General features: G+C 68.9%; 18 protein-coding genes. 8 read left to right on the forward strand and 10 right to left on the reverse strand.

Translation table 11 applies throughout. The annotated features are described in order from the left end of the window. The first annotated feature begins 155 nt into the window (after positions 1-155). A complete protein-coding gene (locus ACFVWL_RS13180) occupies positions 156-2078 on the forward strand; it encodes a BglG family transcription antiterminator (RefSeq protein ID WP_387183368.1) in 1923 nt (640 codons plus the stop codon). Positions 2079-2107: 29 nt separating this feature from the next. Here the strand turns inward: ACFVWL_RS13180 and ACFVWL_RS13185 are convergent, their stop codons facing one another. From ACFVWL_RS13185 to ACFVWL_RS13195, 3 genes are read right to left on the reverse strand one after another with little or no spacing between them, the layout of a single operon-like run. Next, a complete protein-coding gene (locus ACFVWL_RS13185) occupies positions 2108-2371 on the reverse strand; it encodes an HPr family phosphocarrier protein (protein WP_387183371.1) in 264 nt (87 codons plus the stop codon). A gap of 2 nt (positions 2372-2373) precedes the next feature. Beyond that, positions 2374-4044, reverse strand: coding sequence for a phospho-sugar mutase (locus tag ACFVWL_RS13190; RefSeq protein ID WP_387183373.1), 1671 nt, complete (start codon positions 4042-4044; stop codon positions 2374-2376). Beyond that, positions 4041-4874, reverse strand: a complete 834-nt coding sequence (locus tag ACFVWL_RS13195; protein WP_387183375.1) for a purine-nucleoside phosphorylase — start codon at positions 4872-4874, stop codon at positions 4041-4043. The genes ACFVWL_RS13190 and ACFVWL_RS13195 overlap by 4 nt, the downstream gene beginning before the upstream one ends. A 48-nt stretch (positions 4875-4922) precedes the next feature. Here ACFVWL_RS13195 and ACFVWL_RS13200 point away from each other — a divergent pair, with 48 nt between their 5' ends. Further along, on the forward strand, positions 4923-6377 hold the full coding sequence (locus ACFVWL_RS13200; RefSeq protein WP_387183378.1) for an NAD(P)H-quinone dehydrogenase: 1455 nt from the start codon (positions 4923-4925) through the stop codon (positions 6375-6377). A 75-nt stretch (positions 6378-6452) separates the two neighbouring features. Here the strand turns inward: ACFVWL_RS13200 and ACFVWL_RS13205 are convergent, their stop codons facing one another. Then, positions 6453-6629: a hypothetical protein gene (locus ACFVWL_RS13205; RefSeq protein ID WP_387183630.1), complete on the reverse strand. Its 177-nt coding sequence runs from the start codon at positions 6627-6629 to the stop codon at positions 6453-6455. 136 nt (positions 6630-6765) lie between these two features. On the opposite strand from ACFVWL_RS13205, the gene ACFVWL_RS13210 reads away from it, so the two are divergent. Continuing rightward, positions 6766-7647: a hypothetical protein gene (locus tag ACFVWL_RS13210; protein WP_387183381.1), complete on the forward strand. Its 882-nt coding sequence runs from the start codon at positions 6766-6768 to the stop codon at positions 7645-7647. A gap of 56 nt (positions 7648-7703) precedes the next feature. Here ACFVWL_RS13210 and ACFVWL_RS13215 read toward each other — a convergent pair whose 3' ends face one another. Together ACFVWL_RS13215 and ACFVWL_RS13220 are read right to left on the reverse strand one after the other, a co-directional pair. Beyond that, on the reverse strand, positions 7704-9470 hold the full coding sequence (locus ACFVWL_RS13215; RefSeq protein WP_387183384.1) for an acetyl/propionyl/methylcrotonyl-CoA carboxylase subunit alpha: 1767 nt from the start codon (positions 9468-9470) through the stop codon (positions 7704-7706). A gap of 78 nt (positions 9471-9548) precedes the next feature. Beyond that, positions 9549-10187, reverse strand: a complete 639-nt coding sequence (locus ACFVWL_RS13220) for a Maf family protein (protein ID WP_387183633.1) — start codon at positions 10185-10187, stop codon at positions 9549-9551. A gap of 23 nt (positions 10188-10210) precedes the next feature. On the opposite strand from ACFVWL_RS13220, the gene ACFVWL_RS13225 reads away from it, so the two are divergent. The 5 genes from ACFVWL_RS13225 (at position 10211) to ACFVWL_RS13245 (ending at position 15887) form a co-directional block, all read left to right on the forward strand. Next, a complete protein-coding gene (locus ACFVWL_RS13225) occupies positions 10211-11455 on the forward strand; it encodes a class I SAM-dependent RNA methyltransferase (protein WP_387183387.1) in 1245 nt (414 codons plus the stop codon). Between the two features lie 39 nt (positions 11456-11494). Then, the gene (locus ACFVWL_RS13230; protein ID WP_387183389.1) at positions 11495-12154 is read left to right on the forward strand and encodes a response regulator; all 660 of its coding nucleotides are present in this window, start codon (positions 11495-11497) and stop codon (positions 12152-12154) included. Then, positions 12144-13379: an ATP-binding protein gene (locus ACFVWL_RS13235; protein ID WP_387183392.1), complete on the forward strand. Its 1236-nt coding sequence runs from the start codon at positions 12144-12146 to the stop codon at positions 13377-13379. The genes ACFVWL_RS13230 and ACFVWL_RS13235 overlap by 11 nt, the downstream gene beginning before the upstream one ends. Next, the gene (locus ACFVWL_RS13240) at positions 13376-14368 is read left to right on the forward strand and encodes a hypothetical protein (RefSeq protein ID WP_387183395.1); all 993 of its coding nucleotides are present in this window, start codon (positions 13376-13378) and stop codon (positions 14366-14368) included. Before ACFVWL_RS13235 ends, ACFVWL_RS13240 begins: the two co-directional genes overlap by 4 nt. Positions 14369-14687: 319 nt before the next feature. Beyond that, entirely contained in the window at positions 14688-15887 is a 1200-nt protein-coding gene (locus tag ACFVWL_RS13245) for an ROK family protein (protein WP_387183398.1), read from the forward strand. 351 nt (positions 15888-16238) lie between these two features. Here ACFVWL_RS13245 and ACFVWL_RS13250 read toward each other — a convergent pair whose 3' ends face one another. The 4 genes from ACFVWL_RS13250 to ACFVWL_RS13265 form a co-directional block, all read right to left on the reverse strand. Beyond that, positions 16239-16481 (reverse strand): acyl-CoA carboxylase subunit epsilon, encoded by a 243-nt coding sequence (locus ACFVWL_RS13250; RefSeq protein ID WP_387183401.1) that lies wholly within the window; start codon positions 16479-16481, stop codon positions 16239-16241. After that, positions 16478-18067, reverse strand: coding sequence for an acyl-CoA carboxylase subunit beta (locus tag ACFVWL_RS13255; protein WP_387183403.1), 1590 nt, complete (start codon positions 18065-18067; stop codon positions 16478-16480). Before ACFVWL_RS13255 ends, ACFVWL_RS13250 begins: the two co-directional genes overlap by 4 nt. An 81-nt stretch (positions 18068-18148) precedes the next feature. Then, positions 18149-19087: a hypothetical protein gene (locus ACFVWL_RS13260; RefSeq protein WP_387183404.1), complete on the reverse strand. Its 939-nt coding sequence runs from the start codon at positions 19085-19087 to the stop codon at positions 18149-18151. 78 nt (positions 19088-19165) lie between these two features. Further along, positions 19166-19858 (reverse strand): NTP transferase domain-containing protein, encoded by a 693-nt coding sequence (locus ACFVWL_RS13265; RefSeq protein ID WP_017828502.1) that lies wholly within the window; start codon positions 19856-19858, stop codon positions 19166-19168. Positions 19859-19883: the final 25 nt, after the last annotated feature.

Here is a 19883-nt window from a genome sequence, read left to right on the forward strand (position 1 = left end):
TTCCTGAGAACAGTCTGGGAAAGCTCGAGGGGCCGGCGCCAACACGTTCCTTTCCGCCCCTGCGGAACAGCTCCTTCCGCCCGAGCGCGCCGGCCACCTGACATCATGGAGAACACGTCGAGACGGTGCAGTCAGCACGCGGGAAGGGGAGGATCATGTCGCGTCAGCGTCAGGACCAGCTCCTCGCGGCACTGCTCCGCCAGGAGGGCTGGGCGACGGCGTCGAGTCTCGCCGACCTGATGGGGGTCACCCCGCGCAGCATCCGCTCCTATGTCGCGGCGCTGAACGCTCGCACGCCAGGGGCCGCGGTGATCGAGTCGGGGCCCGCCGGCTATCGCGCCGGCTCCGGCGCCCGCGGTGCGCTGCGGATGCGTCAGACGGGAGAGTCCGCCCCCCGTGACCGTCTGCACACGCTGGTGCGACTCCTGCTCGACGAGCCGAGGGGGATCGACGTGTTCGACACCGCCGAGGAGCTGCATGTCAGCGAGGCGACGCTCGAGGCGGATCTGGTGCGCGTCCGCGGTCTGCTCGACGGCACCGACCTTCTGCTCGAGCGCGAGCGGGAGAACGTCCGACTGCGTGGCAACGAGACGGCGCAACGTCGCCTGCTCAGCAGGCTCGCCCACGACGAGATGGACGATGCGTCATTCCACCCGGAGACGTTCCGCCGGGCGCTCTCCGGTTCCGCGGTCGCCGCCAGCGCGGTGGGACCCTTCAAGTCCTCGCTGGTGCGCGAGCTCGGCGAACTCGGCTACTACGTGAACGAGCTCGCGATCTCCGACGTGCTGCTGCACATCGCGATCGCGGCGGAGCGGGTCGCCGCCGGACACACCCTCGAGTCGGCCACGGCAGGCACTCGTGAGGAGATCCCGCGTGTCGGGACGGTCATCGCCCGCCTTGCATCCGAGCACTTCTCCGTGGTCCTGGGAGAGGGAGACAGCGACCATCTCGCGTCCCTCGTGCTCACGCGCATCGTCGCCCCGGGGGAGGCCGCCACACGCGAGGTCGCCCGCAGCGGAGTGGACCCGATGGTCGAGGCCGCGGTGCGAGCGGAGATCGCCCGAGCCGCCGAGGACTTCCAGGTGGACCTCGTCGATGAGACCTTCGTCCTGCGGCTCGCCCTGCACGTGCAGAACCTGCTGCGTCGGGCCGAGGAGAGCGGCCTCACCCGCAATCCGCTCACCCGGTCGCTGAAGACGACCTACCCGATGATCTTCGAGGTGGCCGTCTCGATCGCGAGCGGCCTGCACGACCGTGTGGGCACGCCCATCCACGATGACGAGATCGCCTACATCGCCATGCACGTGGGCGGACGCCTCGAACGCAGCCGCAAGGCCGAGTCGATCCTCACCGCCATGATCGTCTGCCCGGGCTATCACGAGCTGCATGAGCTGCTCCGCTCCAGCGTCGATCGTTCGCTCGGCTCTGCGATCGAGGTCACGACCGTCGTCACCAATGTCGACCCCGACTGGGCATCGTTCGACACCGACCTCGTGCTCAGCACGATCGAGCCGGGATCGTCCGGCGACCGCTTCGTGCGCATCCAGCCGTTCCTGACCGACGCCGACGTCGACCGCATCCAGCAGGCGGCCGCCCGGGTACGCCGGGGCCGACGGCTCACCCGCCTCCGCGGCGAGCTCGCACGCTACTTCCTCGCCGATGCCTATGTCTTCCCGTTGCCGGACGAGGGGGAGGAAGCGATCATCCGACGCCTCGGCGGGCTGCTGGTGCAGGCAGGGCTGATCGGCGAGGACTACGTCGAGAACACCATCGTGCGGGAGCGGATGTCGTCGACCGCCTTCACCGATGCCCTCGCGGTGCCGCACGCGCTTCAGATGACGGCCAGCCGCACCGCGATCGCCATAGGCGTCGCGGACGGCTCGGCAGCCTGGGGCGGGGGACGCGTGCAGGTCGTCGCGCTCGCCGCGTTCAGCGAGAGTGATCGTGCGGCCTTCCAGACCGTGTTCGAGCAGCTGGTCGAGGTGTTCAGCGAACGTGAGAGCGTGCAGCGCATCGTCCGCAAGGGCACGACCTTCGAAGCGTTCCTCGACGAGCTCGTCGCCGTGATCGACGGCTGACGGCGGCGGTCACCCGCGGGTGGCGGCGGTCACCCTCGAGGTGCGAGAACCTCCGCCAGCTGGTCGAGAACGGCCTCCGCCGACGCGGAGGGCGCGGTCTCGATCACGACGGAATCCCCGGAGGCGATGCCGAGGTCCATGACTGCCAGCACACTGGTCAGGTCGACGATCGTGCCGTCGGCCGTGCGAAGGGTCACCGGAGCGCCGTGGGACTGCGCGAGTCGCACGAGCTCTGCCACCGGTCGCGCGTGCACGCCGTTGTGCGCGCTGACGATGAGGCGTCGGACCGGCATGCTCAGGAGCGTTCGTCGAGCAGGGCGCGGACTCCTGCTTCGAGCTCAGCGACGGCCGCACGCGCGCTCGCGGCCGACTCGGCGCGAGCGTCGATGTAGACCTTGAGCTTCGGTTCAGTGCCGCTGGGGCGCACGATCACGCGCGACCCGTCGCCGAGCCGGTAGCGCAGTACATCGCCGGACGGCTGACCCGGTGCTGCCTGCAGCAGATCCTCGGCCGAGGCGATCGTGCGTCCGGCGATGTGCGTCGGCGGTAGCGTGCGCAGGGCGAGCATCACGTTGCCGATGACCGCGAGGTCTTCGACCCGCACCGACACCTGGCCACTGGCGAAGTGTCCGTAGGTCTCGCCGAGCTCGTCGAGCAGATCGACGAGTGTGGCTCCGCGATCACGCGCCTCTGCGGCGAGGCCGAGGACGGCCACGGCCGCCGAGACGCCGTCTTTGTCGCGCACCGTCTCCGGGTTCACGAGGTAGCCCAAGGCCTCCTCGAAGCCGAAGACGATGCCCGGGGCGCGGGAGATCCACTTGAAGCCGGTGAGCGTCTCGTGGAAGTCCAGTCCGTGGTGGGCGGCGATCGCGCCGAGGCCGGGGGAGGAGACGAGGGAGCATGCGAGCGAGGCTCCCGGCGTGCCTTCCGCGGCGCGGGCAGCCCTCGCGCCGAGCAGGAGGCCGACCTCGTTACCGGTGAGGCGGCGCCAGCCGTCCGCTGCCGCAGGGTCGGGAACGGCGACGGCCAGACGATCCGCGTCAGGGTCGTTGGCCAGGATGAAGTCCGCCTTGACCCGGCGGGCTCTCGCGAAGGCGAGATCCATCGCGCCCGGTTCCTCCGGGTTCGGGAACGACACGGTGCGGAACGTGGCGTCCGGGGTGAGCTGCTCGTCGACGACGAACGGCTGCGGGTATCCGGCATCCTTCACGATGCGGGACAGCGTCTCCCATCCGACACCGTGCATCGCGGTGTAGACCCACCGCATCCCGGTCGTGCCCGCCGGAGCGGGGGCCACGGCGACGGTCGCGGCGATGTAGGCCTCGACGACCTCCTCGCCGGCCGTCTCGTACTCCGTCGAGCGCGGCAGCGTGGCGATGGAACCCGCGTCGGCCGTGCGCTGGATGTGTGCGGCGATCTCGGCATCCGCCGGGGCGACGATCTGCGATCCCTGGTCGGTGCCGCCGAGGTACACCTTGTAGCCGTTGTCGTTGGGCGGGTTGTGGCTCGCGGTCACCATCACGCCGGCGTCTGCTCCGAAGTGGCGCACGGCGAAGGCGAGGACGGGCGTCGGCAGCAGGCGGGGGAGCAAGATCGCACGCAGGCCCGCGCCCGCGAACAGCTCGGCGGAATCCGTCGCGAACACGCGGGATTTGCGGCGTCCGTCGTAGCCGATCACGACGGTCGGGGTGCCGCCGTCGGACTTCTCGCGCAGGTAGGCGGCGAAGCCCGCGGCAGCCTGGGCGACCAGTACCCGGTTCATCCGGTTGCTGCCGGCACCGAGTTCGCCGCGAAGCCCCGCGGTTCCGAAGGCCAGGCGCGTGCGGAACCGATCGTCGAGGTCGGCGATGGCCTCGTGTTCGCCGGCGGCTGCACGGGTGATCACACCGGCCAGCTCGTCGCGGGTCTCGTGATCCGGGTCCTGTCGCAGCCAGTCACGGGCCTGGGCGAGCCGCTCTTCGCTCACAGGGCCTCGACCACCTTGGCCAGGAGCGCGGAGATCACCGGCTCGGCCTCACGTCCGGCTTCGATCACCTCGGCGTGGCTGAGCGGGGTCTGCTGGATGCCCGCGGCGAGGTTGGTGATCAGGGAGAAGCCGAGGATCTCCATGCCGGCCTCGCGGGCGGCGATCGCCTCGAGCGCGGTCGACATGCCGACGATGTGGCCGCCGATGTGCTTGGCCATCTGCACCTCCGCCGGGGTCTCGTAGTGCGGGCCACGGAACTGCGTGTAGACGCCCTCGTCGAGTGTCGGGTCGACGGTGCGGGCGATGTCGCGCAGGCGCTTCGAATAGAGGTCCGTGAGGTCGACGAACGTGGCGCCCTCGAGCGGCGAGTCTGCGGTGAGGTTGATGTGGTCACTGATGAGCACGGGCTGACCGGGCGTCCACGTCTCGCGGATGCCACCGGCCCCGTTGGTCAGCACCATGATCTCGGCACCGGTCGCGGCGGCGGTGCGGACGCTGTGCACCACGCGACGCACCCCGTGGGCCTCGTAGTAATGGGTGCGCGCGCCGATCACGAGGACGTTCTTGCCGTCGGGGGTGCGGATGCTGCGCAGGGTGCCGACGTGGCCTTCGAGCGCGGGCTTGGAGAAGCCGGTGACCTCGGTCGCGGGGATCGTCGCGACGGTCTCGCCGATGATGTCGGCGGCCTTGCCCCAGCCGCTGCCGAGGGTGAGGGCGATGTCGTGCTTCTCGACACCGGTCAGACGTGCGATGTCGGCTGCGGCCTGCGCGGCGACCTCGAACGGGTTCGCGGTCGGGTCGTCGAGGGGGTTGCTGTGCGTTTCGGGCATGGATCCACTCTAGGAAGGTGCAGGCTCGGGTGCCAGGATTGCGCGAGAATGGATTCCATGTCTTCCACCACTTTCGAGCGCACTCAGCGCGTCGCCGTCCTCGGCGGCGGTCCCGGCGGCTACGAGGCGGCCCTCGCGGCAGCCCAGTTGGGGGCCGAGGTCACCCTGGTCGAGCGTGTGGGAGTCGGCGGATCCGCCGTCCTCACCGACGTCGTGCCCTCGAAGAGCCTGATCGCCACCGCCGACGCGGCCGTCGCCATCTCCGAGGCGAGCGACCTCGGGGTGAACTTCTACGCCAAGGGCGACCACTCCAGGCCCCTCAAGCCCGAGATCGCGATCAACCTCGCCGCCGTGAACAAGCGGCTCCTCTCGCTCGCCGGTCAGCAGTCCGAGGACATGCGGGCGACGCTCCTCGAAGCGGGCGTGCGCATCCTGTCCGGTCACGGCCGCCTCGAGGGGCCCACCGCGATCATCGTGTCGACGGGTCAAGGCGGGACCGACTTCGACCGGGTCGAGGCCGACACCATCATCGTGGCCGTCGGCGCCTCGCCGCGTGAGCTGGACTCGGCCAAGCCCGACGGCAAGCGCATCCTGACCTGGACACAGTTGTACGACATGAAGGCGCTCCCCGAGCACCTCATCGTGGTCGGATCCGGTGTCACGGGTGCGGAGTTCGCCTCCGCCTACATGAACCTGGGGGCGAAGGTCACGCTCGTCTCGAGCCGCGAGCAGGTGCTCCCCGGCGAGGACAAGGATGCCGCAGCCGTTCTCGAGAAGGTGTTCAAGCGCGGGGGGATGCAGGTGCTCTCCAAGTCCCGCGCCGACCGGGTCGAGGTCACCGACGAGGGCGTCACGGTCACGCTGTCCGACGGGCGCACCGTCGACGGCAGCCACTGCCTCATGGCGGTCGGGTCGATCCCGAACACCGCCGGCATCGGTCTGGAGGAGGCCGGCGTCGAGCTCGACGAGTCGGGGCACGTCCGTGTGAACCGCGTCGCGCGCACCTCGGTCCCCAACGTCTACGCCGTCGGCGACTGCACGAACTTCTTCCCGCTGGCCTCCGTCGCCTCGATGCAGGGCCGCACTGCCGTGTTCCACGCCCTGGGCGACATCGTCATCCCGCTCGAGCTCATCAAGATCACCTCGAACATCTTCACCGCTCCCGAGATCGCGACGGTCGGCTACTCCGAGAAGGACGTCGAGGACGGCGTAGCCGACGGCCTGGTCTACAAGCTCCCGCTCGCGGCGAACCCGCGCGCGAAGATGATGGGCATCAAGGACGGCTTCGTCAAGCTCATCGCGCGCAAGGGGTCGGGCACGGTTATCGGCGGCGTGATCGTCGCTCCCAAGGCTTCGGAGCTGATCTACCCGATCGCGGTCGCCGTCGAGCGCCGTCTCACGGTCGACCAGGTCTCCCGGGTCTTCGCGGCGTACCCCTCGCTGTCCAGCAGCATCACCGATGCGAGCAGGGCGATGCACCTCGTCAATGCGAACATCTCGTAGCTCGCCGGGACGGTCGGACCGCGGCCGGTAGCGTCGTCTGCGATGACGGTACCGGCGCGAGTCGGATTGCTCTTCTTAGCGCGCCCAGACAGCCGCGTCGCGGCGATCCTGTGCACGGAAGCTGCTGTTGCCCCGATGGGCGATCGCGGACAGCGCATGTGCGATCGCCGTCATCTCGCGCATCGACTGGTGCCATTCACGCTGCGCCACACGATAGGCGACCTGCGCCTCTCCTGACCACTGCCAGGACAGCGCGTCCGCCGCAGCCTACATGCGATCCTTCCTCGGTGGTGGTCCGGCGATCGGCCTCCTTCGAACGCGCTGCGATAATGGCGGCCATGCCGCCTGCTGTCGCTGAACCACCGCTCCTCGTCGAGAAAGGGATGCTGTGACGGATTCGTTCGCCTCGCCACGGTTGCAGGGATGGCCGGCGAAATGGGGTGAACGTCGACCCCGACGTAACACCGGCATGCTCTGGCTCGGTGTCGTCCTTTTCGCGGCAGCGGCCGCCATGATCGGATTCTCAGGTGGTGCCGCCGGCCCGCTGTGGTCGGGTGCGTTCGTCGCGCTGTTCGGTCTCACGGCCCTGGCGGTCGCTGCCCGCAGACCTTTCATCGAGGGGCGCGCGCGTCTGGTCGACGCGGCGACGCTGACGCGCGGGCGGATCGGAAGCCCAGATGCACGCGTGCACTTCGTGCCGGAGCGGCGGCCGGGCGTCGTCACCCTGGCGCTATGCGTCGTATGGGGCATCGTGCTCACGACCGCGACGATCGTCGCGATCGGGATCGGGCTGACCGGCCGGCCCGAGGCCTTTCTCGGAGTCGCGGTGCTCGCGGCGGCCGCCGTCCTGTTCGTCTACACGGCCGTGCGCGCGGCCATCACGCAATATCGGTCCGACTCCTTCGGCCGTCGACCGATGGGGCTGGGCATAGGCCACGACGGGGTGCTCCTGATGCGTGTCACCGAGACCCTGTACGTGCCGTGGAGCGCGATCCGCCGCGTGGAGCCGGACACGACCGAGCCCCGACGCGGCATGGACGAACTCCCGCTCATCAGACTCCGCGTGGATCCGAGTCGCGCGACCGCATCCGACGGGATGCGTGTTCCCGCCACGGTTACCGTGGCCCCGGCGATGCTGAAGACGCACCCGCAGGTCGTCTGGTCCGCGCTGCGTGAGTTCCACGATTCGCCGGCGGCACGCGCCACCCTCGGCACATTCACTGGGCAGCGACTCTTCGACGAGTGGTGCGCGTCTGCCCCTGCGGACTGAAGGAATGACGAAGGCCCCCACGTCGACGCGAGGGCCTTCGTCATGATTCTCTGCGGTCAGCTGATCGTGAGCAGCTGGTGCCCGGCGGAGACCGTGGCGCCGGCGTCCGCGTTGATGTTGCCGACCACGCCGTCCTTGTGCGCCTGCAGCGGCTGCTCCATCTTCATGGCCTCGAGCACGACGACCAGGTCTCCCTTGACCACCTGCTGTCCGTCGGCGACGGCGATCTTGACGACGGTCGCCTGCATCGGCGACTTGACGGCGTCGCCCGATGCTCCGGCGTTCGCGGTGGTGGCGTGGCTGCGACGCGACGGCGGGACGGCGGCAGGGCGTCCGGCGGTGCCGGCCGCGACCGCGACGCGATCGGGCAGACTCACCTCGAGACGCTTTCCCGAGACCTCGACGACGACCGTGTGACGCGATTCCGCAGGCGTCGGCGCCTCGAGCTCGCCGTCCCACGCAGGGATGTCGTTGACGAACTCCGTCTCGATCCAGCGCGTGAAGACGCCGAACTCGCCGTTCTCCGCGGTGAACGCGGGATCGCGCACGACCTTGCGGTGGAACGGGATGACCGTGGGGAGGCCCGCGACCTCGAACTCGTCGAGCGCGCGGCGCGAGCGCTCCAGCGCTTCCGCCCTGTCTTTGCCCGTCACGATGATCTTCGCCAGAAGCGAGTCGAACGCACCCGAGACCGCGTCGCCGGCGGTGACACCGGAGTCGAGACGGATGCCGGGGCCGCCGAAGGTCTTGAAGACGTGGATGGGGCCGGGCTGCGGCAGGAATCCGCGACCGGGGTCCTCGCCGTTGATGCGGAACTCGATCGAGTGCCCCTGGGGCTGGGGGTCGTTGTAGTCGATGGTGCCGCCGGCCGCGATGCGGAACTGCTCGCGCACCAGGTCGATACCGGTGACCTCTTCGGAGACCGGGTGCTCGACCTGCAGGCGAGTGTTCACCTCGAGGAAGGACACCGTGCCGTCGGCCCCGATGAGGAACTCGCACGTGCCGGCGCCGACGTAGCCGACCTCCTTGAGGATGGCCTTCGACGCCGAGTAGAGGAGGTCGTTCTGCTCGCCCGTGAGGAACGGAGCCGGCGCCTCTTCCACGAGCTTCTGGTGGCGGCGCTGCAGTGAGCAGTCGCGCGTCGAGATGACGACGACATTGCCCTCGGCGTCGGCCAGGCACTGCGTTTCGACGTGACGCGGCTTGTCGAGGTACTTCTCGACGAAGCACTCGCCGCGGCCGAAGGCGGCGACGGCCTCGCGGGTGGCGGATTCGAACAGCTCGGCGACCTCGTCGAGCTCACGCGCCACCTTGAGGCCGCGTCCGCCACCCCCGTAGGCCGCCTTGATGGCGATCGGCAGACCGAACTCCTTCGCGAAGGCGATGACCTCGTCGGCGCCTTCCACGGGACCGGGAGTGCCGGGGGCGAGCGGTGCGCCGACCTTCTCCGCCACGTGACGCGCGGTCACCTTGTCTCCGAGCGCCTCGATGGCCTCGGGCGACGGGCCGATCCAGGTCATCCCCGCACCGATGATGGCGCGAGCGAACTCGGCGTTCTCGGCGAGGAAACCGTACCCGGGGTGCACGGCATCGGCACCGGCGCGGCGGGCGATGGAGAGGATCTTCTCGATCTGGAGGTAGGTCTCGGCGCTCGTCGAGCCGCCGAGAGCGTAGGCCTCGTCGGCGAGGCGGACGTGCAGAGCGTCGCGATCCTGGTCGGCGTAGACGGCGACCGAGGCGATCCCGGAGTCCCGGGCGGCGCGGATGATGCGGACGGCGATCTCGCCGCGGTTGGCGATGAGCACCTTGGCGATAGCAGGCATGCTTGCCAGCCTAGCGAGAACGACCCCGATCCCTTTGACGACTCCCCACAAGAAAGTCGGGAAAACGTGGAGGGGAGTCTACGACCAGAGGTCGGTCCACCGGACACCGAGCTCGGCGGCGAGGCGGCGAACGGTCGACAGGGACATGCCGACGACCGTCGAGGGATCGCCCTCCACCCGCGTGATGAACGCGCTGCCCAGACTGTCGACGGTGAAGGCTCCCGCCACGTGCAACGGCTCTCCTGAGGCGACGTACGCAGCGATCTCCGCGTCGGTCACGTCGTCAGCGAACGTCACGGCGGCTTCGGCGACGGCGGTGGCCTCCGTCGGCTCGGCGCCGGGGATGACACGGAACACGGAGTGCCCGGAGTGCAGGATGCCGGTCGCGCCACGCATCTCCTGCCAGCGTCTGGTCGCCTCCTCCGGTGTGTAGGGCTTGCCGTAGACCCGCTCGCCGAGCGCGAACATCGAGTCGCCACCGATCACCAGGCCGTCGAAGGTCCCCTCCTCGGCGAGGCTCCGCGCGACCGCTGACGCCTTCGCGCGGGCGAGCAGCAGCACCAGTTCGTCGGGTGTCAGCGGTCTACCGCGCTTCTCCGCGACAGCGGCGGCGACCGCGTCCTCATCGACGTCCGGCGACACCGTGAGGGGTTCGATGCCCGCCTGCCGGAGCAGCATGAGTCGGGCGGGGGAGGTGGAGGCGAGGCAGACGCGCATGTTCACCACCGTATCCTCGAAGGATGACTTCCTCCCCAGCCGACGTGCTCGAACTCGACATCACCGGCATCGCGCACGGGGGCACCTTCATCGCCCGCCACGAGGGACGCGTGGTCTTCGTCTCCGATGCGATCCCCGGAGAGCGCGTGCGTGCCCGAGTCATCGCCCCGCAGGAGGGCGCCGACGCCGAGACGCGCAGCTTCTGGAGGGCCGAGACGATCGAAGTGCTCGAGGCGTCTGAGCACCGCCGGCCGCATGTGTGGTCGGAGGCCGACGTGTCGCGCGATCCCGCAGACCGCCCCGGCGGCGCCGACCTCGGCCACATCGAGCTCGAGCACCAGCGCGACCTCAAGCGCCGTGTGTTGACCGAAGCGCTCGACCGGTTCGCCGGCAGCGGGCTCGACGCTCCCGAGATCGAGTCCGTGGAGTCGGGCGACGGCCTCGGATGGCGCACGCGCGTCACCCTGCATGTGGATGATTCGGGAGTGGCGGGTCCGTTCGCCGCGCGCAGCCACCGCGTCATCCCCGTGACCTCGCATCCGCTTGCCAGGCCCGCGATCGCCGAGGCGGCACTCGCGCTCCAGGGCGAGGCCCCCGGGCGCATCGAACTCGTCGAGCCCGCCGACGGCAGGGTGCGCATCATCCGTCGCGAGGAGACCGAGCGCGCCCCGCGCGTGCAGAGAGGCTTCCGCAAGCGTCCGACTCCCGAGGTGATCCACGAGATGGTCAACGACCGTCGCTTCGAGGTCGACTCCACGGGATTCTGGCAGGTGCACCCGCGTGCGGCCTCCGTGCTCGATGCCGCCGTCTACGGAATCCTGGACGGGCACGTCGACGACCAGAAGACGCACCTCGACCTGTACGGAGGGGTCGGGCTGTTCGCCGCGACGCTCGCCGACCTCGGCGGGACCGACATCGTGACGGTCGAGTCCAGCGCGCGCGCCACCCAGCACGCGTCGGCGAATCTCGCTCCCGTCGAAGTGAACGCGGTGACCGCCCGCGTCGACCGATTCCTGGCGACGCAGAAGAGCGGGCGCACGGGTGCCGTCGTGCTCGATCCGCCGCGTGCCGGTGCCGGGCGTCAGGTGGTCGAGGCGGTTCACGCGCTCGCCCCCGACGCCATCGCCTACGTGGCATGCGATCCCGTGGCCCTCGCCCGCGACCTCGGCACGTTCCGGACACTCGGCTGGAACGTCGACCGCCTCCGTGGGTTCGATCTGTTCCCGCACTCGCATCACTTCGAGGTCGTCGCGCTGCTCACGCGGTGAAGATCCTCGGCCTGTCTGAGTACTCAGTAGGCTGAGGGGATGAGCACGGTCGCACTCATCGACGATCACGAGTCCGTTCGCCTCGGTCTCGAGGCCGCGTGCGCGCGAGACTCGCAGACCGTCGTCTTCTCCGGCAGCACCGTGGTCTCGTACCTCGAATGGCGCAAGGCGACAGCGGCGGCACCCGCCGAGGTCGTGGTCCTCGACCTCACGCTCGGCGATGGCACCACCGTCACCGAGAACGTGACCTCCCTCGTGAACGACGGGGCGAGCGTCGTGATCCACAGCGTCGCCGATCGGCCGGCTGCCGTCCGCGAAGCGCTCGCCGCGGGAGCCGCCGGAGTGGTGAGCAAGTCCTCCGCCCTCGACGACGTCCTGGATGCGATCCGCACCGTGGCCCAGGGTGAGGCACTCAACAACGTCGAATGGGCGAGCGCCGTCGACGGAGACCGCGCCTTCGCCGATGCGCAGCTCGCCACGCGCGAACGCGAGGTGCTCCGCCTGTACGCGACCGGGCTGCCGTTGAAGGCCGTCGCCGAGAAGCTGGGCGTCGCGTACTCCACCGCCAAGGAGAACATCACCCGCATCCGGGTGAAGTACGTCGAGGTCGGACGCCCCGCGCCGACGAAGGTCGACCTCCTGCGCCGTGCGATGGAAGACGGGATCGTCACGGCAGACGAGGCGCCCGGTGGCAGCTGAGCCGCTCAGCATCCGGGACGCGTGGAGCAAGATCCCCTCTCCCGGCAGCACGGAGACGGCATACGAGCGCTTCACCGGCAAGCGCATGGAGCGGATCCTCGCGATCGTCGTCGCGATCGGTTCGTCGGTGCTCGGAGCGCAGGCGCTGATCTCCGCGATGGGGTCCTTGTCCCACGCCGATCCCGCGCACATCGTGACGCTGTTCGTGGTGTTCGTACCGCTCGCCGCGATGCTGGTGGCATGTCTGGTCGGGCGGGCCGTCCGCACCTTCTCCGGCATCTTCGCCGTGGTCTACATGCTCGCGCTCGCCGCCTGGCCGACCGTCGTCGACCCCTCGGACAAGGGCGCCGGCGAGCAACCCTGGATCTTCTTCCTGGTCAACGTCGGCGTCGTCGCGGCCATGCTCGCGTTCCCGCTGCGACTCCAGTTCGCCTGGGCGGCGGGGATGCCGTTCGTCTACGGCTACGTGCGGCTCGTGCAGGGGGAGTTCTCCCGCGAGTTCTGGGTGACGACCGCGTTCGATGTCTCGTTCACCCTCATCCTCGGAGTCGTCATCATCTCGCTGGGCTGGATGTTCCGCTCGGTCGCCGCCGGGGTGGATGAAGCCAGGGGGCAGGCGGTGGCGTCGTACTCGACGGCCGCTGCCGCTGCCGCAGCGGAGGAGGAGCGGGCGGCGATGTCGGCGTTGATGCATGACAGCGTCCTGGCGGCGTTGATCGCCGCGGAGCGGGCCGAGGGAGAGCGTGCCGAGGAACTCGCCGTCGCCATGGCGCGGGAGGCTCTCACCCGTCTCGCGAACACCGAGGCGGCGGTCGCGCAGGAGGGCAGCGATGAGCCGGTGGGAACGACGCAGATCGTCGTCGAACTGCGCAGGGCGCTCTCCGAGCTCGGAGCCGACGCGATCGTCGAGGAGCGCGGAGGTATCGGCCTCATCCCCGGACGAGCGGCCCGCGCGCTGGTACTCGCCGCGCGGCAGGCGATCGGCAACGCCGTGTCCCACGCCAACGGGCGTGGACTCCACATCATCGTCGAGGGGCACGGTGACGAGGGGATCGGAGTGACGGTCTCGGACACCGGTGCCGGGTTCGACGTCGAATCGATCGGCGCTGATCGTCTCGGGATCCGCGCGTCGATCTTCGCGCGCATGGCCGGCGTCGCCGGTACGGCCGACATCCTCTCCGACGAGCACGGCACCACCGTCACGCTGGGATGGGAGCGGTCGTGAACCGTACGGTGCGCAGTGTCGCGACTTCTCTCGCCGTCGGTTTCGCCCTCTACTTCGTCGCCCGCGGGATCTGGTGGATCGAGCAGCCGACCGCTCCGCTGTTGATGGTCCTCGCGATCGGTGTGTATCTCGTCGTCGTGAACATCGCGATCCTCGGTGACGGCGCGTCGGTGCGGATGCCGCTCTGGTCGGCTGTTCTCGCGCTTCTGGCGAGCGCGGCGATCCCGGTGCTCGTCACCCTCTCCCTCGAGCCGGCGGACCGTACCGCACCGTTCGCGACCTGGTACATCGGCGCACTGGGACTGCTCGGCGTCGTGTGCGTCGTTCGCCGGCGATCCGTGATCGGCTGGCTCGTGCTCGCCGTGCTGGTCGTGGCGGCGTCGGCCTACCTGGGGGTCGTCGTGGCCCTCAACCTGGGGCTGGTCGGCTCGATCATGTGGGTGGCTGTCGCGCGGCTGCTCGTGATGTTCTGGGATCGAGCGGTGCGCGACACCGAGCGTCTCGCCGAGATCCAGCAGGCGGTGTCCGCGTGGCACGCCACACAGCGTGTGCGTCAGCGCGAGCGACGTCTCCGAACCCAGTTCGCGCTCGCCGTCGCCGGACCGGTCCTCAGCAGAGTCGTCGCGGCTCGTGGCGCACTGAACGATCAGGAACGTCTGGATGCGCGCCTCGCCGAGGGGCGACTGCGCGACGAACTGCGCGGCGCCGACCTCCTCAACGACGCGGTCCGCAACGCGATCGAGGCCGCGAGACGGCGCGGCGTGGTCGTGACCGTGTTCGATGAGGGTGGCTTCGACGGCATCGACGAGTCGCGTCGTAAGGCGATCAGGGACGAGTTGGCGGTGGTGCTCAGCCGCGCCCAGACGTCGAGACTCATCATCCGTTCGGCGCGGGACCCGCGCATCGCGGTGACCGTGGTCGGTCGCGCAGGTTCTCGTTCGTCCGGTGACGATGACGCGGTCGACCTCTGGCACGAGATACCGCGCTGACGGAAGGCCCTCTGACGCGGCGCACGACGTCCTCGGTCCCGGACGGGGGAGGCGACCGGGGCCGAGGATGGTGAGAGTGGGAGAGGGGCGGCGAATCCGCCTGCCCCTCTCCGTGCGGACAGTTACCCGAAAACCGTCCGCTGGTGGCCGATCAGCGTCTGTCTACCCTGGGACAGAGAGACCAGCCGAACGCGAAGCGTCTCCATCAGTCTGACGGCTCGCGCAAACATTGTCTGTAGGTATTTTGGGGGACACGATTTCCCCATCTATGGGGGATCATTGGACGATGGCAACGCGTCGTGGTACCAATCTTCCGCGTATGGGCGATTTCAATCAGTCCGTGATCCTGGAGGCCATCCGGCAGTCCGGTGAGGGGCTGAGTCGGATCGAACTATCGACGGCGACCCGGCTGTCGGCGCAGACGGTCACGAACATCACACGGAGGCTCCTCGACGACGGGTTCATCAGAGAAGCGGGGCGCACGATCAACGGCCCCGGCAAGCCGCGCGTCACCTTGCGGCTCGTCGACGACAGCCGCTTCGCCGTGGGGGTCCACCTCGATCCTGCGCTGATGACGTTCGTGCTGCTCGATCTGGCCGGCACCATCGTCCGCCGGCAGAGCGTGCGCACACCCGCCGAGGACCCCCATCGGATCGTGGAGGCCATGGCGGCGACGATCGACGCGCTGATCGTCGGTTCCGGTGTGGATCGTTCGCGTATCGCGGGGGTGGGGGTCGCGGCTCCCGGTCCGCTCGACGCCGAGAAGGGTACGGTCATCGATCCGCCGAAGCTCGCCGGCTGGCACAGCGTTCCGCTGCGTGCGGTGCTGGCAGAGGCGACCGGTCTTCCCGTGGTCCTGGAGAAGGACACGACCTCGGCGGCGGTGGGAGAGCTGTGGACGAGCGGCGAGTCGGCCGACGACTCCTTCGTGTTCGTCTATCTGGGGACCGGGATCGGCGCCGCCCTCGCGCGGGACGGTGAGGCGGTCCGGGGGAGCACGCGCAACATCGGCGAGATCGGGCACATCATCGTCGACGCCGACGGGCCTTCATGCTCGTGCGGGTCCCGCGGCTGCGTCGAGGTCGTCTGCACCCCGCAGGCGATCGTCGAGCGGGCCGAGGCGGCGGGCGTCTTCGACGACGATCATCAGGCGAGCGACGCGGCAGCCGTCGACGAGAGATTCAGCCAGCTCTGCGAACGAGCGTCTGAGGGTGATGTCGCAGCCGTCGAGGTTCTGCGACAGGCGGCAGCGCACATCACGGTACTGACCGCGGCGCTGACGAACATGCTCGACGTCGATCGCGTCGTCTTCGGAGGACCCTTCTGGTCACGGGTCGCCGACGTGTACCTGCGAGAGATTCCCGACAGGCTCGATCAGGCGAGTGCGACGCGTGCGGTGCGCACACTGCCTGTCGACGGCACCGTGGTGGGGGACGACGTGGGCGCGGTGGGTGCCGCATGCGTGGTCCTGGATTCGGTTCTCAGCCCCCGCGCGTCAGACCTGCTGCTCGACAGCTGAGTCTCCGGTCAGGGTACCGATCCGCCCCGATGCGGAAGGCGCGTTTTGCGACCATAAGTCGAATCGATGTAGTATTTGGGGTTCGCTCATCGATCGGACCTTCGGAATCCGCTGTCGCTCCGTGTGCTCGGCACCGTCGCACACGAGGGGATGGGGTTCCGGTTCGTGTCGGGTGAACGCGCCCGATCCTGCGAGGGGGAGGGTGAAGTGGCGACGGGGATCGCCGCTGAGCAGGGCGCTGGGGGTCCTGCGACGATCGTCTGCGTGGTTCGTGAAGCGGAGGGGTCACGAACCACGCAGACGGAGCCCTCCGCAGGCGTGGCGCGTACCCCGGCGCCGCCGCAGCGGCCGTCAACCGGAGAAGCGCCCCCACGGGATGTCGCGACGCAGTGGACGGCGGAGCGGACGCTGTGTCCGCGTCCACGCCGACACGGACGGCTCGTCGGCGACGGCGCCAGCCGCCTCCGTCGCGTAGGCCTCGCTGATCACCGCGATGAGAGCCGCGAGCTCTTCCTCCGTGGCCGCCCCGCGCGTGATCTCGAGCATCGGCGCTTCTGCGCTCGAAGCACTGTCCTGGGTGTTCTGTCCGGTCACAGCGGGATGTTCCCGTGCTTCTTCGGGGGCAGTTCCGCGCGCTTGCCGCGCAGCGCGCGCAGTGCCTTCGCGATCGAGACGCGCGTGTTCGCGGGCTCGATGATGCCGTCGAGCTCACCCCGCTCCGCGGCAAGGAAAGGCGATGCGACGTTGTATGTGTATTCGTTCGCGAGCCGCGTGCGCACAGCGGCGACGTCCTCGCCGGCCTCCTCGGCCTTCTTGATCTCGCCGCGGTACAGGATGTTGACTGCGCCCTGACCGCCCATGACCGCGATCTCGGCTGTCGGCCACGCCAGGTTTACGTCCGCGCCGAGCTGCTTCGATCCCATCACGATGTACGCCCCGCCGTAGGCCTTGCGCAGGATCACGGTGACGAGAGGCACCGTGGCCTCCGCATAGGCGTAGAGCAGCTTCGCACCGCGGCGGATGACGCCGGTCCACTCCTGGTCGGTGCCGGGCAGATAGCCGGGCACGTCTACGAGGGTGACGATCGGGATCGAGAACGCATCGCAGAAGCGCACGAACCGGCTCGCCTTCTCACCTGCTTCGATGTTCAGGGTGCCCGCCATCTGCGAGGGCTGGTTGGCGATGACGCCGACCGAGCGGCCCTCGATGCGTCCGAATCCGATCACGATGTTGGGGGCGAACAACGGCTGGACCTCGAGGAAGTCACCCTCGTCGACGATGTGCTCGATCACGGTGTGGATGTCATAGGGCTGGTTCGTCGAATCGGGGACGATCGTGTTGAGCACGCGATCGGCATCGGTCGTCTCGAACTCGAAGGCGCTCTCGTACGATGGCAGCTCCGCCATGTTGTTGTCCGGCAGGAAGCTGAGGAGAGTGCGCGCGTAGTCGATCGCGTCGTCTTCGTCCTCGGCGAGATAGTGCGCGACGCCCGAGCGTGTGTTGTGCGTGTACGCGCCGCCGAGCTCTTCCATGCCCACGTCCTCGCCCGTGACCGTCTTGATCACGTCGGGGCCGGTGACGAACATCTGACTGGTCTTGTCGACCATGATCACGAAATCGGTGAGCGCAGGGGAGTACACCGCGCCGCCCGCGGCCGGGCCCATGATGATGGAGATCTGCGGGATCACGCCGGATGCACGAGTGTTCAGGCGGAAGATCTCGCCGTACTTACCGAGGGCCACGACGCCCTCCTGGATGCGGGCACCACCCGAGTCGAGGATTCCGATGCAGGGCATCCCCCCGGCGAGGGCGAACTCCATGATCTTGATGATCTTCTCGCCGGCGACCTCGCCGAGCGAGCCGCCGAAGGTGGAGAAGTCCTGCGAGTACACCGCGACCGTGCGGCCGTTGATCGTGCCGACGCCGGTGACGACCGAATCGCCGTAGGGCCGCGAGCGATCCATGCCGAAGGCGGTGGTGCGGTGGCGCACGTACTCGTCGAACTCGACGAAGCTCCCCGGGTCGACGAGCAGCACGATGCGTTCGCGGGCTGTCATCTTGCCCTTTGCGTGCTGCTTCTCCTTCGCCTTCGCTTCTGCGTCGACGACGGCTTCTGTGTAGCGAGCGCGCAGATCCGCGATCTTGCCGGCGGTGGTAAAGAGGTCGGGCTTGTCCGTCACGGATTCCACCCTATCGTCGGCTCGCCTCCGGCTGTTGGATGCTCGCCACAACGGGTCGGCCGATCCTTTGGTGGCCTGCACTCAGTCGTCGGCGTCGCCCTGCTCCAGCGCAGGATCGGTCTTGGGTCGGCGGCCGATCGAGAGGGCCTTGCGTCCGGCCCATTCCACACCGCGAACGGTCGTGCCGGCCGCCCCCGCGACGGCGTTGCCGGCGTAACGGGCGCCACGCAGCATCCGCATCTCCACCTTCTCAGCGCCGGGCACGGGCTCGAGCTCGAGGGGCAGATCGATCGGGGCGGCGCCGAAGGCCTTGTGGGACGTGGTGAGCACGCGGCGGCCGAGGATGTTGTTCCCCGCACCTCCGATCGCGGCGCCGATCCCGAACGGGAGGGCCTTGCCGATGACCGAGGCGCCGCCCTTCGCAGCGAACTGCTTCACGAACATGCTCTTGAGCTGGTCGACCAGCGGTCCGACCGCGGCGCGGGGGAGCGACTTCGTGACCAGCTCGCCCCAGTACGACGATCTGCTTCCGCCGCGTCCTGCCACCTGGCCGGCGAGTTGTCCGACCAGGTCGACGCCCTCCTTGCCGAGCATCAGTGTCATCACGAGGGCACGGGCGCGATCCGGGTTGGCGACCGCGATGCCGTGCACCTCGGCGACCGACTGTGCGAACAGAGCGGTCGATTCCACGAAGCCCACCGTCTCCACACCGGACAGCGCGAGTGTGATCCCCGTGCCGATGCCGGGGACGACGGCGGTCGCGCCGACTGCCGCCCCGCCCGTGGTCACGGCCGCGAGGTAACGGCGTTCGAGGATGCGGATGATCTCGGCAGGAGAAGCCTGGGGATTGCGCAGGCGGATGCTGCGGATGTGTGCCAGGACGAGTGGGCGCTGGATCGACAGCACGCGGTCGAGACCCCGCACCATCATCGGGTGCTCCGGCGATCCGGCAGGCGGCACGCCTTTGTCCCACGGAGCGTCGTCCGGGAGCGAGTGGATCTTGTGCACCTTGGGGGCCATGCTGCGATCCTATGGAGCGAGTCCGCGAAAACGCCGAAAGCCCGGCCCCGCGGAAGGGACCGGGCTTTCGTGCGGAGGTCAGACGAAGAGGTTCGCCCGCTCGAGGTCTTCTGCGAAGTCGACCTCGACCGCGTACAGGTCGGAGACGTCCATCGGCTCGAGCAGCAGGCCGTCCTCGGCGATCGCGAGCTCGAGGCCGCGCTCGAAGTAGTCCTGATCCTCGACCCGCTGCAGCTGGCGCATGAACGCCTTCTTGTGCGCAGAGGAGATGTAGTTGATGCCCACGGCCTCGCCGAGTCCGCCCTTGACGGTCTTGGACAGCTCGTTGATGAAGCCCTCGGCCGTGACCGTGTACTTCACCTCTTCATCGCTGACCTTGGAGGTGTTCACCGTGACGAAGGACTGGTCGCGCTCGATGTACTCGAGCGCGCGGCCGAGGATCATCGGATCGAAGACGACGTCGCCGTTCATCCAGAGAACTCCGCCACGCCCGGTCGCTCCGAGGGCGCGCAGCAGGCTCTTGGAGGTGTTGGTCTCGTCGTAGCGTTCGTTGTGGACGTAGTTCACCTGGGGGAACGCGTCGATGATGGTCTCGGCGCGGTAGCCGACCACTGTGGTGATGCGTGCGTCCGAACCGAAGGCGGCGCGGATGTTGTCGTGCTGCTGGCCCATGATCGTGCGGCCGTCGCTCAGTTCGGTGAGCGGCTTCGGCAGCGCGCGGCCGAGGCGCGAGCCCATTCCGGCGGCGAGGATGACGGTCTGAAGAGTCACGAGTGCTCCTAAAGGAAGTTGTGTT

The organism is Microbacterium sp. NPDC058269, from assembly GCF_042881445.1.
Lineage (GTDB): Bacteria > Actinomycetota > Actinomycetes > Actinomycetales > Microbacteriaceae > Microbacterium.